Below are 15609 nucleotides of genomic sequence, written 5' to 3'. Positions count from 1 at the left end.
GATCTATTGAATTTATTAAACCATAGGTAGAGAACCAAAGAAACATACAGATAGGTATATAAAAGATCAATAATAAGAAAGAGAAAACTGCTTTTCTTGTATTCATTTCGTAACCTTCCTCGCATTAACTAGTAGTAGTTTAAGAATGTGTATTGTTAGTGAAATGGCTGACATATACATAGGATCGACATAAGAACTAGACAATAGTACAAAACACGTAGATGGATTCATTATTTAGCAGACCTTTTTCTATTTTCAATATGCCTCGAATTTTTCTTCAGAAGATTTTGGTTTATCCGAATGTTTATCTATCAATGCAGATAAATCTGCAAGAAACGCTTTCTTTCCTTCTTTATCCAGATTAGCTAATTTGAAAAATTCGCCCCCAATTACAGCCAAAATAAAGGAAGGATCAATCTCGAAACTGTCCTCCAAATTTTTTAATTTCCGATTAGCATAATCTATGTTCCAATCACTAAGTATCTTGATGTGCTTCATAATAGTGTTCACCACGATCATATTTTTTTTATCAAACTCAGTTAGAACCATATCAAGTTCTTCACCATGTACCTTTTCTCGTAAAAGCTCTTTTTTCTCATATAAGCTGAAAAATTTATGTTCGTTTAATGTGAGGACTGCCTTTTCAGAAGCTTCTTTAATGGATGCACCCTGCATTTTATAAAGAGTGCGAACGATTCCTTCCATTGTAATATAGTTAATAATATTTATCTGCTTACTGAGGATTTTTTGTAGTAGATTGTCCTTTAAGTCAAATACGATATAGGAACATGGTTTTTCTTGATTTCGCTCAAAGATTAGAGAATTAGTTTTTTTGTGTAAAATATTTTGAATTGATAATTCCTCATTTTTATTCATCTCAAGAATGACTTTTTCTGCGGTCAGATTCAGTCCATTTAACATTTTTGTAATGAACGTTATTAGAGAATCGGGAATTGGTATCTGACGATACTCCAAGTCAAATATCTGTATCCATTCTTGTTCTTTAATCTCATCGGGGGTTAATTCAATGGTTGTTTTTTCAAGTAGTGGCTGTATGTGTTCAAGAAAATCTTCCTTTTTGCCCAAAAGAAATTCAAATATTTTATAGAGAACCTCCAAATCAACAAATTCTGCATTATTGTTTTCTAACTTACTTATATATGCAAGGCTTCTATCAATATATTTAGATAGATCAGCTGCTTTAATTCCTTTATCATTTCGAGTATTCTTTATAGCCCTGCTTAGTTCTTCAGTTAATTTGACTTTCGGCATATATATCACCCCTCAGTAAATATTATAACCTAAAATTTCATAAATAAAAATAATTTTATATTCGTAAAATATTTTACGAAAAATGTTGACGAATTTTAATTTGGGATGATACAATATATTTGTGTTCACCTATTACCAGTATATTGAAAAGGTGAACTCGGGACTAATGTATCTCAGGAATGGAAGGGTGGTGAAGTTTAATGAATTGGAGATTTGATACTAGACATTTAAGTCCACAACAAAAATCGATTATCCGTAAACTTGATGAAGAGCAAAAGATTCTTAATGAAGAAAAAGATCGGCTTAAGAAAGAATCACCGCAACAGGTAGAAATTATCGAAGACAAAGACTGATACTTTTCTCAGTAGAAGAACTATTATGAGGACCATATCACTCAAACCATTAAACAGGAGGCCAAAATTTGTCTAGTAATCCAACACGAAATCAATACCAAATCAAACTGTTCCACTTTAACGAGATCACTCATGTAGGTGACCAACTTTGTGTGCCACAGTCCAGCACTCGTACCATCACCTTATCAAACAGCATCTATCTCGATCAACTCAAACGAGTTGTAGCAGAACGTGATCCTTCCACCGATGTTACCGAAGTCATCTTCATGCTCAAAGCAGACCAAATTGACGAAGATGATCCATCCCAACTTGCCTTGTTTGAACGTATGTTACGAGAGGGCATCTACTATAATGGAGAGAAATATGTCCGTTCGATCAAGTCACCTGCGATGGGACGTACACAACGAACAGAATTTATTCAGGAAAAGTATGTTGTTGATCTTTATCGACACATTACACTCGGCAAAATGCCACCACTCACCAATATCCATAAGTGGGAGGCAGCTCTTGGTGTGAGTCGTTCAGCGGCACAACCAGTTCCGTATATCCCTCGTATTGTCGTCATACCAGATTATGAAAAGGATGAAATCATTGAAGATGTGTGGAAAGTGGAAAAGTGTGCCGCAAATTTGGAGCAGCAGAAGTTGGTGTTCGAGGAAAAGACGAAGCAACGTGAATATTTCAAGGCGAAGAAAGAATTAAAACCAACTAAGGAACAATTACATAAGTTAGAACGTATACCGAATAAAACGATCTCGTGGAATGGTCGCACGAAGTCTGTTCCTGATCAAAATGAATATAAAACTTTCAATGGATGGAATAAAAAGAATCGTCGAGTGAAGCTAGAAGCAATTCCTTTCTCTGCTCGTTCAGTTATGTATAATGACGAACTATATCCTTGCTATTCCATCGAGCAAACGGAAGAAATCCCAATCATCACTATTAATGAAGAGTCCATCGGTTTCAAGCGAGTCGAGTATCCAAAGTATGAAAATAAGAATGTCCAGTTTTTTGATGGTCAAGGTTTAATGAGCTTCCAGTTTGCAGAGCGTATTGGACAACACCTGAATCTATCCTATTCACCTAATGCAGCTCAGGGAAGACTTCCATATATTAAAGGTAACTTTATTCGAATCGATCTGATGAAATGGTTCAAGGAAAACAGCGTGACAGAGATAAAGGATGTTTTTGGTGAATTACAGCCGATCATCGACAAAGAGGGTCGTCCTATTGACCTGATCCTTACCAAATCCTGCTTCAAAGCATGGCATCAATACAGTGAGGGAGAGGCAAAACCCAAGTGTTTGTTTGAAAATATAACGGAATATGAAGCATTACTGAAAGTACATAACCATAACAATTTTTGGATCGCCAATTATGCGAAGCCAGCATACCAGATGAACGCCTACACACCACTGACATATCAATATATTCATGCGTTGAATCTTACACTGAACGACTTATATCAATTAGCTACGCCTCTAATGGATGTCATCAAACGTGTACTACATGGACAAAAAAATGAAGTCCATGGAAATTGGCTTCGAGATATTGCGTACACGAAAGCGTTCCTACATATGCTAGTCCAAGAAGACGATGAACCGAAAGATGTAGATGAAGAACCCGACGAACAGGAAGATGAAATAGAACGGGGTCAGAAGAAACAATTTATCAATGAAATCATCCAAGCCATCGATTTGAATGAACTGATGTTGTATGACGGTAATGTCCGCAAATTCATCGTGAAGCAAGTCATGTTGAAAGTACAGGATATGTTGAAAGGTCGCATCCCGATTCGAGGTAGCTACTTTTATCTAACCAATGATCCGATTGCGTTTATGGAGCATGCCAGTGGAAAACCAGTAACAGGTGTGCTTAAGAAGAACCAGGCTTTTATGAATCGGAAACGTGGAATGCATGCGCTATTCCGTTCACCGCTAACGATATTTAATGAAGTCGGTAAGCTAGATTTTGTACGAGTACATAACCGATATATACGTCATTTGGATAATGTGATTGTTCTGAACTGTTGTGATTTAACACTGGCAAGACTTGGACTAGGAGATGTGGATGGAGATACGGCTCTTTGTACCAACGATCCTACCATACTCTCAGCCGTGATCGATGCTCCTACGATCATCAATGAGGATGATAAAAAAGTAGCTGCTCCAGTACCGAATCATATGGATAGTATCATCAAGATGGAACTGAAAAGCCTGCATAACCTGACAGGTAGATGTACGAATGTGAACACGTATTTTCAGAATATGGCTTTGGAAGAGGGAAATCTGCAAGCGCGGGTTTTGGAAAACTCTGTCCTTAAATTTCTCCAAGGTCAAATCATTGATGCGACCAAAAATGGACTGGAAGTAGAGATTCCATATGTGCTGGATCGTCTGGCTATCCAAATGCCATATTTCTTTCGTTTTGTGAATGGTGGCAAAGCCGAGGATTATCAGCACTCGATGAAATCGCCGTTTAATCAATTTTGTGTCAAGGCAGAAAAGTACATAGATGACAAGTTCCAGATGAAAGATGGGAAACTGGATCAGTCTATTTTGGGCATCGAAAGCACGAGACAATTGTTACAGGATATGAGCAAGGTTAGCCAGCCGAAGTTTCTGAGCTACCTAGCTCACATTGAGCCACTGTATAAAAAATACAATAAGCTGAAAAACCAAATTAATCATCGCCAAAAGCAATTTAATGAACTGAAAAAATGGGAACGAGACAATGATACCCGGAAAGCGATCAGTGCTGAATACGCCAAGTTAAGAGAGAAGTACAAGGCTCAGTGTGAGGAGATTTGTCCGTACCCTTCAATTCTTGCTAGTGTAGCTGTGGAGATCGCTTATCAAAATTATGGAACGTACTCCTTTGCATGGCTGTTTGTAGATGGACTACTGGAAAATCTAAAGCAGCATGAAAATGTGATGAAGAGGGAAGTACGAAGAGTGAACCGGCTCACGAATCGGAATGTAGAAGGCAAGGAGCTTACCGTTCAAGCTGGCATCGCTACAATAGATGATTTGGAGTTTCCATTCCATGTGCCGGACGGTGTTTATTCATTATTTGAAATTATGGGACAATTCTTTATTGGGTATGAAGCTGAGAGGGAAACCGTAGTACAAACTAGTAATACGCCTTCTATGCTGGACGAGAAAAGTACAAGACGAATATTGAAGAATTATCCGCTTGGTTTCAGCACATTGAAAAAGTCAGAGGAAGAATCACAGTTGATAGCTGACCAGGCATTGGGTAAGAAATTACAAATTCAGGTGGTCGAGCAAAACTATGTTCATATTATAGATGAGCATGGAGAAAGGAAATGTATAATTCCGAGAGATCAGGCCATTCGTCGAGATGAGGAGTTATCCTTACTGGATTTTGACGGAGCAGCAATTGAATTTATCAGGATTGAGAAAGTCACGAAATCAAGCTTTAAGGCGATAGTCCATATCGACTAAATTAAATCATAGGTCTGTCATGATAGGCGCCTGTTAACACTGGCGCTTGGGTGACAGCTAGAACGTTATATATACGAATCCAAACATAAGGGAGATATCATCATTTGAACATCACATTAAAATTAAGCCAGATCGTTACCAACCCGAATCAGCCACGTAAGCATTTTAACGAGGAGTCTTTGCAGGAGCTGGCAGCATCCATTGTAAGCGATGGTTTACAAGAAGCCATACTGGTCAGACCACAGGGAGATCAATATGAGATTGTTCAAGGGGAGCGCAGATATCGAGCAAGTCAAATGGCTGGGCTGAATACGATTGCAGTGAAAATAAAGGAATTGAGCGATGAAGAAGCTTTTCATTTATCTGTTATTGAAAATATCCAACGGGAACAAATGACCCCTATTGAAAAAGCTCATGCATTTTATGAGTATGTACAAAGAGGATACACGCATGACCAAATTGCAAAAAAAGTAAGCAAAAACAGAGCCTTTGTTACAAGCCGTTTAAGATTATTGAAATTATTACCTTTTATTCACGATTGGATTGCAGAGGGGTATATTTCGGACGGTCATGCCAAGCAACTACTGAAAATGGAATCGTTTTTGAATAGATTGATAAAAAACAAACCGACATCAAAGTTTCTTAATGAAAACGGTTCACAGAGAGAAGAAAGTCATTTTGAAAACTATCAATTGAAATTTCATAGTTCATTTTGGGAGAAGCATGATATAAAAAAAGAAAAACTAACCGTAAACGAAGTCAAGAGTTGGGTGGATGGTTGGCATTATGATTTAATCATCTCGCCTATTTTGAATTATAAGGGACTTGGCTCTGTGGTTGTTTCTAAAAATAGAGGATTCGCTTTAACCGCTCAAATGAATTGTATTATCAATCATCTTCATATCTCCAACATAACAGAAGAAGATATTGATTTTGCAGTTGATTATGATTTGGAAAAAAATAAAGATCACTTTGATTCCGAATTTAGACCGTGGATGGTTGAAAAATTTTGGGATGAGATGCGAAATGAACTCTTTCACTCTGATACCAACATCGAAGAAAAATGGAATTTACATAGCTTTCAAGATGAATTAAAAAAATGCAAAAAGTATAGCGATTCTTTAGAGGACAAATCATTGGAAACGTTAACGGAAGAAATCAAATTCTATAAGCAACAATTAGACCATATTGCCAAAGAGAATCATGTTTCAATGGATGACATACTTGATGAATTGCTGGCCATGGAGTAAATGGTGTCACGTGACACATATAGCGCCTGTTAACACGGGCGCTTGGGTGACACCTGCTATAGGGTGCGATTCCACAATGAGAGGAGTATTTCTGAATGAGCTATTTTTATTGTTATGATGGTCAGATGATGCGGAAATTGCAGGATAAAAATATCCGGTACATTACTCGCGCCTTGACGATTGATAAGCATCAAAAGTTTTGGCTGTATGCTATTAATGAAGAATTTCAACAGGCATTAGAGGAAATTAAGCAACCGAAAATATAAGGAGTGAATCTGATTTGGCAGTGAATCAATGGAGCGATCTGGAAGCTTATATTTCTCGTTCGCATATGGAAAGTCTCCATGAAGAGGCATTTATGGCGACATACCATGCATTATCAAGTTTTATACATAAGGGATTTCAAATGAATATGGATAAATCTGAATGTGAAGAATCCTATTTGTCATGGGTAGTCAATTCTGCTCCCGGTACAGGGAAAAGTACAGCATTAAATGTTCTATGCAAGAGCCTATTAAAGAAAAATGCTTCAAATCAAAATGAAAAGTATCCGCTATTGCTTGTGTTTAATAATAACGACACGATGAAGAATAATGTATACAAGGATGTCTCTGAATTTGCCAAGCAACATGAAATACCAGATGCCATTGCATATGTCAATTCTGATGAGATTCATAAAGTGATAGATACCATGAGGAAATATCAAATTTTATGTATTCCTCAGCAAAGACTTCGAGATTTGATGTTAGATGATGAGAACATGAATAACTATTTATTATATTACCCGCAGCGAGCTAAGAATACGAAAGATGATGCTCAGCTTAAAGAAGTACATAAGTGGAAACGATTGGTGATCATAGACGAGATGCCTATTTACTACGACAGTTGTGTCTGGGATATTGGCAGTAAAGACAATTCATTTGACTGGTTTGAGCATTTGGCAGATCGTATTCATTTAAGTAATCGTGAATTTAAGGAAGCTAGAGATATCCTGAGTGAGTTGATCAACTTGGAATTAAAGGACAATGTAACTTCCCATTCAACATTACGATTGAATCGATTTATAGAGGGTTCAGAAAGAGAACGGTTCTTCAATACAATCCTGGCTAAATTGGCTGATGCTAAAGGTGAACTTGAGGATATGAGAAGATATACGTGGTTTATGAAGATGTATGCAAAGGATCATATTGGCTGTATAGAACGAACGAATAAGCAAGCTATTATTTGTTCACAGTGGCTGGACTATAGTCGTTTACATACCCATATGCTGATTTTGGACGGGACAGCACATATCAGCCAAAGTATATATGAACGTTCTGGATTTGAACTGATCCCCATGACAAATGTTCATCGATATGCTGAGCGGTTGAATATTCGATGGAAAAATATAAATACGTCCACAACATTATCTTACCGTGAACTAAAAGAAGTTAAGGAAGCGATAGCAGGAGATTTCTTGGAGATACAAAGTAAACTACAAGAAAAACGTCCAAGTTTCAAAATGATTGCATTACCTAAGCAGGATGATATCGCATTTTATCACGCTGAGGGTGTAATTACGGACGAACAGCTCAAGCAATTTTTCACAATCAAGCAGAAGTCAGATGATGATATGAGGAAACATCTTTTCAATGTGGTAGGTAATAATGATTTTTCTAGCTTTAATGCGATGGCCTTATTTGGTATTCCCATTCGCCCTCCTAGGCATTATCGGGAAATTTCGGTAGCCATGTATGGTGTAGACATCGATATATCCTTAAATGAGAATCGAAATAAAGGAAACTGGTTTACGGATGAGAGAATACAAAAACTATACATAGAAGATGTGCTGGCTAATCTCTCGCAAATTATTCATAGGACATCCTTACGCAATGTAAATTTACCCGAAGAAGTGGATATTGTGATGTACTCGAAACGGACAGAATGGTTAACACTAATACAACAGGAATTTAGATTGCCGGATGAACGAATCAACATGCATCAACTACATAATGAACTTCGATTTAAGAAAGCTTGTACCAAGAAAATGATAGAAATGGTTAAGCTCATGGTGGGCAAAAAGAATATCAAGCTTACCGCTAAGGAAATAGGTGGAAAAGCACTATATCAGTGGTTTAGAGATAATTGGAAGGGAAATAGAAAGCAATTCATTTTGAGTGAGTTAAAGAATCATAATATATTGCTATTCGAAAGAACCTCCAAAGTTGGACGACAATATTGGTTATTTATGCTAGTGGATCAAGATGCATTTACCGATCACGTGGTTAGCGAGCATTATCGTAAACTATTGTAGTAGTTCCAAAGGAAGATTTTCTCCCTAATATTAAGGGAAGATTTCTTCCTCTTATGATAAATTTGCAAATAAAGTGAACTTAATGAGCCGCAAAAGGGTGAATTGCCGAAGGCAAGAGGGGAAACGGCGGCAGGTCGATGAATACCGATTACGAAGCGTAGCGAAGTGGTTTTTATCGAGATGGTGAGAGAGTTTCCCCTTATGTGGGTACAAACGTTAAGATCAAAAGAAGCCGTCAACAAAAATTTGTAAACAAATTATTTCTTTCCGTAGCCATCCAACATCGTTGGCTGTCTTCATTTTATTTTTTTGAACATGATAGATTGACGTGACCCCACTTTTCTATTTATAGGGGAAACAGGGGTCAGTCCATTGAATACAGCTTAAACTTAGAAAGGATGAAATGGAGAAATGATATTAACCTCATGCCCAAGACACGTATTCGTTTGTAGTCAGGTTGCTTAATTTAAAATTTTCGACTTACATATTCAAATTTATCTTGTTGAATATGGACTGGTATTTGCAAAATTTTAAAGTTGCATAAAAGCATTTGTACTTAGTTACTAGAGAGGAATGATAAGATCATTTTACTGATTACCGAAAATGGCCGTCAAAGAACAAAAATCGGACAATACCGGAAAATGGGCAGTTAAACCATAGTAAGCTGGCTTTTGCTCACTTTCTTGATATCACTTGTCCCAAACGATCCTTTCACCCAATTTGTCCTATCCCCAGATTTCATTACATCCCAACATGTATCGCAAAAGGATGTGCCCATCGTTGTATGCTCCGGGTTCGGGTTGGGGTCGTTGCAAAGCATACATATTCCTGGTTTCGGGCTTTTCTTCATGAATATCACCCCCAACAAAAAAAGCGAGCCTCATTGGCTCGCTTTCCCAACAATTATATTTAAAAATTCGTATTAGTACTAGTCCGTACTCCAAGCTTTCCAGACATGGAACCAGAACCACTACTTAAACTAACATAAAATTTCCCTACAGTCCATGGCTTGCTTGAATTTAATATTTCATCGAATGTTTTACCAGGTTTTACTGTTCCACTGTACTTTTCCGCACCAGATGCACTTCCCTGATTCACAGTAAAAGTTATAGTAGTGTTCCCTGTGTTTCTCAAGTACAATCTTACATATCCATACCCTGCTTTAACGTCAAAATCAGCAGAATCATTAAATCCAGCTACTGGACGATCGACAATTTGTCCATCAGTAGCTTGTGGAGTAATGACATGATCCCCCGGTTTTGGTGTATTCACATCGGTCGATGTGTTTGCAGACTGACTCACTTGTGTTGAGTCTGTTGTTGCTGGTGCAACATCCGTAGTAGTTGCCGCAGAAGCAGTTAGCGGAATTGCAAGTGCTAAAGACAAAACAGATAATACGGAAGCTTTTTTAATGTTTTTCATATTCATAAGCCCACTTTCTTTGATTTTTTTAACCTGTGTACTTTATCAATCAACCAGTATGTATAGAAGCTATTAGAGCATTCATGATCAATAAAGTTTTTTACAGGTAGTTATATACATTTACATTATAAGTCTTTTATTGTAATTGTTCAACAAAAAAATGGACAATGATTCCATTATCCTAATAAGGTACACTACGGAATCAAACCGCGCAAGGGTTCTGACCAGGCTGTTCATGTTTCCGCTGGTTAACTGGTTCCTTGCCGCCTGCCCGTGCCATAAAGCCACAGATGAACCGGGGAAATGATTCATGTTGGAAGCTCTGCTGTGAGCAGTTTGAGATCGGCGGTGTTGCGATGAGTTGGCCGTCAGACTCGTCTGTACATACTTGCCGTGCTGTGCGGCATGCTCTTCGTCATGAAGATGCAGGATGCCGTCCTTACTCAAAAATGCAAAACGTGGTTGTTATATTGAAATGTGTCACGTGACACATTGAGCAGTTTTACAATTATAGAATCATAACACGGGAACTCTGGCTACGAGCTAGGGTTTCTTTTTCATTTAGAGAGGAGAAATCAGGATGATTATATTGTTACTAGCATTAGCTATGGAAACCTGTATTTGGCTTAGCATATTCTGTACTGTAACTATGAGTACACAGTTAGAAAGGGGGATGAAATGGATTGGAAATCAAATTCATAAACTTAGAAACTTTAATTCCGTACATAAAAAACGTAAGAAACAATGATAAGGCTGTAAACATAAAGGAGCAAGTATTATAAATGAAATGGATGAAATTGAAAATCAATCAACTGGTACATGCCGAATATAATCCAAGGAAGGATTTAAAAGCGGGTGATCCAGAGTTTGAAAAGATCAGGAATAGTGTAATGGAATTCGGTTATTGTGAACCAATTATTTGTAATAGCGATTATACCATCGTGGGAGGTCATCAACGAGCTAAAGTGTTGAAGGCACTCGGTTATGATGAAGTCGATTGTGTCATAGTCGATGTGAATAAGTCGAAAGAGAAAGCCCTGAACATAGCGCTCAATAAAATTACAGGGGAGTGGGACTTTGACGCACTGGCTACATTATTAGATGAGTTAAAAGAAGCAGAATATAATATTGAGTTAACAGGCTTTGATTGGTCTGAAGCAGAGAAGTTGCTGGATACATTGCACGAGGAAACTGTAGATGATGAGGATGATTTCGATTTAGAAGAAGCATTGCCTGAACATCCGATCACTCGTAAAGGTGACATCTGGTTACTTGGTAAGCATAGGCTCATCTGTGGTGACTCGACTAATCCGCAGGATATTACAACATTGATGGATGGTAAGAAGGCTCAGCTTATTGTAACCGATCCACCTTATAATGTGGATTATACAGGTAAAACCAAGGATGCATTAAAAATTGAAAACGATAAGATGGATGACGACCAGTTTTATAATTTCCTATTGGCTGCCTATACTCGAATGTATGAAGTAGCCGATGATGGAGCGAGTATTTATGTATTCCATGCGGATAGCGAAGGATTAAATTTTAGGAAGGCATTTATCGAAGCTGGATTCAAATTGGCACAATGCTGTATCTGGGCAAAGCAAGCTATGGTAATGGGTAGACAAGATTATCATTGGATGCATGAACCCGTATTATATGGTTGGAAGCCGACAGGTGGACACTATTGGAACAGTGATCGAAAGCAAACGACATTATGGCAATTTGATCGCCCCTTTCGGAATGAATATCATCCCACGATGAAGCCGATTCCCTTGATTAGCTACCCAATTAAAAATTCGAGCAAGCTTGGTGATATCGTATTTGATCCATTTGGTGGTTCAGGTTCAACGTTGATTGCTTGCGAGGAAACGGATCGGATTTGCTATACGAGTGAGCTTGATCCCAAATATGTAGATGTAATTGTGAAGCGATATATTGCCCATGTTGGAGATAATAGTAGTGTATATTTGATTCGAGATGGTAAACAGTATGACTATCATGAAATTGTTGCTGAGTCAGAATTAGAGTGCGTGTAGTTAACCTTTTCTTGATAAAAGTGTAGTTATAAATACCAAAATAGAAAACAAGGAGACACTGAAGCTAATTATTGCGTAAGTTTTTCGATTTGCCTTAAGTTCTGAGAAGCCAGAAAATAAAAACATGAGACCGAGGAAAAATTGTGAGAATTTGAATAGAATATGGTCGCCGGGATAAGCAAGTGACCAAAGGGACGTGATTATAACAACAGCGGCACATACAAATTTAAGAACTTGATAGATATTCAGTTTTTTAAGTATAGGTAAATTCCCCCACTTCATATACCGTATTATTCGGTGTAACCCTTTTATACAATATTATACAACTATTTGATTCGGAATGGTAAGTAGTATGGTTATGATGAAGTAGTTGCTGAGTCGGCAAGGTCAGAGGTATCATGTGCTGACTAAACCGAAAGGGTGATTCAATTGGGGAAGGCAAAAGTGAATATGGTGATTCGGTTCCTAAAGGGTATGCAAGCTGAAAAGGTAAATGTGCTAGGAACTGAGGAGGCTCGGGAGGACAATGAGTTGATTCAGAAGGTGATTGAGGATATCGAATTGTTTTACGAGGCTGAGTTGGAAGGGTAAGCTAGAATACATATGGGGAATGGCCGATAGTTGGCAGTTCCCTTTTTTCGTTGATGGAGGTGAGCATAAGATGAGTAAAAACAATGACAAGCCAAAAAGAAACAAGCCTAAGATACTGACCAAGTATGATCAATTTGTTGTGCCAAGACTCAGGGATATTCCCGTTTGGGTACGTGAAGGAGCAACAGATGAGGAAATTGCCAAACGATTAAATATTCATATTTGGACATTAGGTGATTATCGTAGGAAACATCCCAAATTTGCTGAAGCATTGGAACGTCCAACCAAGTGGGAAACACATGTATATCCTCGGTTAGCGGAGATTCAGCAATGGTTCGAAGAAGGCGTGAATGCAGAGGACATCATCAAGAAACTCGACATTGGTAAAACGACTTGGTACGAGTATATAGATAAACATCCGATGCTGGCTGAACTAGTCAAATGGAGCAGATCTGTCCCCATATCTCACGTAGAAAATTCACTTTTGAAAGCTGCAACGGGGTATGAATATGAAGAAATTAAAACAATCATTGAAGAGGACAAAAATGGGAAAAAGAAGACGCGTATCGAGAAGGTAAAACGATATCAGCCTCCCAATCCGACAGCGATGATCTTCTACTTGAAGAACCGCGCACCCAATGAGTGGAATGATCGCCGTGAGCTGGTAGTCAATACGAAGGCACTGGAACAGGAACGGAAGCAGCTATTTTTGGATATGATCGAAGCGGATGTAGTAGATGCCGAATATGAAGCTATTGAGGAATCGGTCGATATTGAGGAAGGATATGTGGAGCCGGATGATTCACAGTCATAACGTTATGCCGTCAGTATTTGTATAGATAAACACCAGTTTCAGCCCTAAATTAGCCTGTAAATTGCCCAAAATCAGTGCATAAGATAAGTTATGTATGGAGTGGACTTTCCCCCACATCAACGGTATGATGTGACACACAAGCGGAAAGGTGGGGGCGAAAATGGAGTATATTCAAGGGTTTGAAATACATTTACGGAGCAAGGATCGGAGCGAGAACACGGTTTCGTGCTACATTCGGGACGTATTGCAGTTCACAGCTTGGTATCGGGGAAAGACGGAATATGGACTGGACAAGTGGATTGAATTGGATGGCGTAGAGTACAAGAAGGTTCTGCAAAGCACTAACCAAGCTATACTCACCATCAACCGCAAGATTGCCAGTATCAATGTATTTGCACAGTGGATGCATCAGCAAGGCTATATAAAGGAAGAAATACATATCGAAGCGGTCAGAAACAAGGTTGTTCGGCAATACAAAGGGTTAGCGGAAAAGGATTTGTGGAAGCTGAGAAATGAAATTCACCGTATGGGCAATCGGATGCATATCTGTATGATTGAATTGCTGCTGGGTACAGGGATACGGGTAAGCGAATTGGTTGGTATCAAGCTGAAAGATATTGAAATAAGTGAACGCAAAGGATTATTGAAGGTATTCGGTAAAGGGAATTCTTTTCGTACTATTCCATTAAATAAGGATGTGCGAAAAGCCATTACCCGATATCTTGAAGTCAGGCCACAAGTGGAATCAGAATATCTATGTATTGGGCAGCGAGGAGCACTGGAACGAAATGCGATTAACCTGATTCTGAACAAATATGGAGATCGGATCAACGTAAAAGTCACACCCCATATGCTCAGACATACACTTGGCTATAAGTTGGTAAAAACGACTCCATTGACGACTATCCAGCAAATCCTTGGACATGATCACGTAGCAACAACCAATATCTATACCCTAACAACACAGCAGGATATGGCTGAAGCTTTGGCAAATATTGAGTGGTGAGAGCCACTCTTTTTGTCGTGGATGGGAGGGGGGCTTCTATTTGCAAAAACAGAGCCGCCAGCAAAGAGTGCAAAAATTTTTGTGATGATTTTACAGTGAAAATGAGAAAGGAGCCAGAACAATTGAAACAATAAAGCAAGAAGAGCAACGACAAGCTGAACTGCTTAAGCAGTATATGGAGAGGCATTTCAAGCCGCCCAAAATGAAACAACTGATCGAAACGTTCTCTTTCTCTGAACTAAGAAAGCTTATCGGTGAGATGGACATTGAATTTTTTGCCTTGGCGTATTTTCCTAAATATTTTGATCGAGCATTTGGCAAGTTTCATCAAGAGTTATTTTCAGAATTAAAACATATGCTTGCCCATACTGGACTGATTACAGCTTTCGGACTCCCAAGGGAACATGGAAAGTCAACAATCAGTTCTTTTCTATTTCCGCTGTATGCGACTTTATATGATAAATCACAGTTTACGCTAATTATATCCGCTACGGAGCAAATTGCATTGCCCTTCTTAGACATGATTAAAGATGAGCTAGAGACGAATACGATGCTGATTGAGGATTTTGGGATTCGTAAAGGGAGCCGCTGGAACAACAATGAGATTTGGCTCAAGAGTAAAGGTGGGCTGGACTCTTGCATTATGATTCGTGGGATTGACGGTAGCCTGAGAGGTATTCACTATAAGCATCACCGTCCTACACTGGTTCTAATGGATGATTTGCTCAAGGAAGATACGGCACGATCCGAAGCTAAACGAGAACAAATTAAAAATACATTTACGGATGTCATTCTGCCTATCGGAACAAGAGATACCAATATTCTGATCTGTGGAACGATTTTGAACGAAGAAGATATCATGGCCGATTTGCTCAAGGGTAAAATCCCAGGTGTGCGAAGTGTCCGTAAAGCAGCCGTGCTTCAATTTTCAGAGCGTGATGATTTGTGGTCAGAGTGGGAACGACAATATAATAACTTGCAGGATGAGGACAGGATCAATACGGCTTTGTCTTTTTTTATAGCGAATGAGGAGGAGATGTTAGAGGGTACGGAAATTCTGTGGAGCGAGTATTTAGACTACTATTATTTGATGTGCAAGAAG

12 protein-coding genes and 1 pseudogene are annotated in these 15609 nt (G+C 38.6%); 10 read left to right on the top strand and 3 right to left on the bottom strand.

What is annotated here, in order from left to right; translation table 11 throughout:
- Positions 1–255: 255 nt before the first annotated feature.
- Positions 256–1272, bottom strand: coding sequence for a helix-turn-helix domain-containing protein (locus tag QD47_RS26535; protein ID WP_044648933.1), 1017 nt, complete (start codon positions 1270–1272; stop codon positions 256–258).
- Positions 1273–1472: 200 nt separating this feature from the next.
- On the opposite strand from QD47_RS26535, the gene QD47_RS32260 reads away from it, so the two are divergent.
- The 5 genes from QD47_RS32260 (at position 1473) to QD47_RS26520 (ending at position 8635) form a co-directional block, all read left to right on the top strand.
- Complete coding sequence (locus tag QD47_RS32260; RefSeq protein ID WP_161797205.1) at positions 1473–1625, top strand: hypothetical protein; 153 nt, start codon at positions 1473–1475, stop codon at positions 1623–1625.
- 68 nt (positions 1626–1693) lie between these two features.
- Positions 1694–5092 carry an RNA dependent RNA polymerase gene (locus tag QD47_RS26530; protein ID WP_044648932.1) on the top strand — a complete coding sequence of 1133 codons (3399 nt, stop codon included), beginning with the start codon at positions 1694–1696 and terminating at the stop codon, positions 5090–5092.
- 104 nt (positions 5093–5196) lie between these two features.
- Positions 5197–6342, top strand: a complete 1146-nt coding sequence (locus QD47_RS30270) for a ParB/RepB/Spo0J family partition protein (RefSeq protein WP_052646960.1) — start codon at positions 5197–5199, stop codon at positions 6340–6342.
- Positions 6343–6437: 95 nt separating this feature from the next.
- Entirely contained in the window at positions 6438–6608 is a 171-nt protein-coding gene (locus QD47_RS32705) for a hypothetical protein (protein ID WP_200893529.1), read from the top strand.
- Between the two features lie 14 nt (positions 6609–6622).
- Positions 6623–8635, top strand: coding sequence for a hypothetical protein (locus QD47_RS26520; protein ID WP_044648931.1), 2013 nt, complete (start codon positions 6623–6625; stop codon positions 8633–8635).
- Between the two features lie 909 nt (positions 8636–9544).
- Here the strand turns inward: QD47_RS26520 and QD47_RS26510 are convergent.
- Complete coding sequence (locus QD47_RS26510; protein WP_044648929.1) at positions 9545–10063, bottom strand: superantigen-like protein SSL4; 519 nt, start codon at positions 10061–10063, stop codon at positions 9545–9547.
- A 776-nt stretch (positions 10064–10839) separates the two neighbouring features.
- Here QD47_RS26510 and QD47_RS26505 point away from each other — a divergent pair.
- Positions 10840–12096 (top strand): site-specific DNA-methyltransferase, encoded by a 1257-nt coding sequence (locus QD47_RS26505; protein WP_044648928.1) that lies wholly within the window; start codon positions 10840–10842, stop codon positions 12094–12096.
- Here QD47_RS26505 and QD47_RS34315 read toward each other — a convergent pair whose 3' ends face one another.
- Positions 12097–12378, bottom strand: a complete 282-nt coding sequence (locus QD47_RS34315; RefSeq protein WP_082067309.1) for a DUF3953 domain-containing protein — start codon at positions 12376–12378, stop codon at positions 12097–12099.
- 147 nt (positions 12379–12525) lie between these two features.
- On the opposite strand from QD47_RS34315, the gene QD47_RS32700 reads away from it, so the two are divergent.
- The 4 genes and pseudogenes from QD47_RS32700 to QD47_RS26490 form a co-directional block, all read left to right on the top strand.
- Positions 12526–12687 carry a hypothetical protein gene (locus tag QD47_RS32700; protein ID WP_200893528.1) on the top strand — a complete coding sequence of 54 codons (162 nt, stop codon included), beginning with the start codon at positions 12526–12528 and terminating at the stop codon, positions 12685–12687.
- A gap of 70 nt (positions 12688–12757) precedes the next feature.
- A complete protein-coding gene (locus QD47_RS26500) occupies positions 12758–13501 on the top strand; it encodes a hypothetical protein (protein WP_044648927.1) in 744 nt (247 codons plus the stop codon).
- Between the two features lie 160 nt (positions 13502–13661).
- Positions 13662–14507: a tyrosine-type recombinase/integrase gene (locus tag QD47_RS26495; protein ID WP_044648926.1), complete on the top strand. Its 846-nt coding sequence runs from the start codon at positions 13662–13664 to the stop codon at positions 14505–14507.
- Between the two features lie 175 nt (positions 14508–14682).
- Positions 14683–15609, top strand: a pseudogene (locus tag QD47_RS26490) (phage terminase large subunit); the annotation flags it as partial.

The sequence above is a fragment of the Paenibacillus terrae genome (genome assembly GCF_000943545.1).
Classification (GTDB): domain Bacteria; phylum Bacillota; class Bacilli; order Paenibacillales; family Paenibacillaceae; genus Paenibacillus; species Paenibacillus terrae_A.
Note: the sequence above shows the minus strand (reverse complement) of the source record. Positions and strands in the feature narration are given on the sequence as shown.

Excerpts from the sequence above, each read along its gene's own strand:
- QD47_RS26535 (WP_044648933.1), bottom strand. The coding sequence starts at position 1,272 with ATGCCGAAAGTCAAATTAACTGAAGAACTAAGCAGGGCTATAAAGAAT.
- QD47_RS32260 (WP_161797205.1), top strand. The coding sequence starts at position 1,473 with ATGAATTGGAGATTTGATACTAGACATTTAAGTCCACAACAAAAATCG.
- QD47_RS32705 (WP_200893529.1), top strand. The coding sequence starts at position 6,438 with ATGAGCTATTTTTATTGTTATGATGGTCAGATGATGCGGAAATTGCAG.
- QD47_RS26510 (WP_044648929.1), bottom strand. The coding sequence starts at position 10,063 with ATGAATATGAAAAACATTAAAAAAGCTTCCGTATTATCTGTTTTGTCT.
- QD47_RS26505 (WP_044648928.1), top strand. The coding sequence starts at position 10,840 with ATGAAATGGATGAAATTGAAAATCAATCAACTGGTACATGCCGAATAT.
- QD47_RS34315 (WP_082067309.1), bottom strand. The coding sequence starts at position 12,378 with ATGAAGTGGGGGAATTTACCTATACTTAAAAAACTGAATATCTATCAA.
- QD47_RS26500 (WP_044648927.1), top strand. The coding sequence starts at position 12,758 with ATGAGTAAAAACAATGACAAGCCAAAAAGAAACAAGCCTAAGATACTG.
- QD47_RS26495 (WP_044648926.1), top strand. The coding sequence starts at position 13,662 with ATGGAGTATATTCAAGGGTTTGAAATACATTTACGGAGCAAGGATCGG.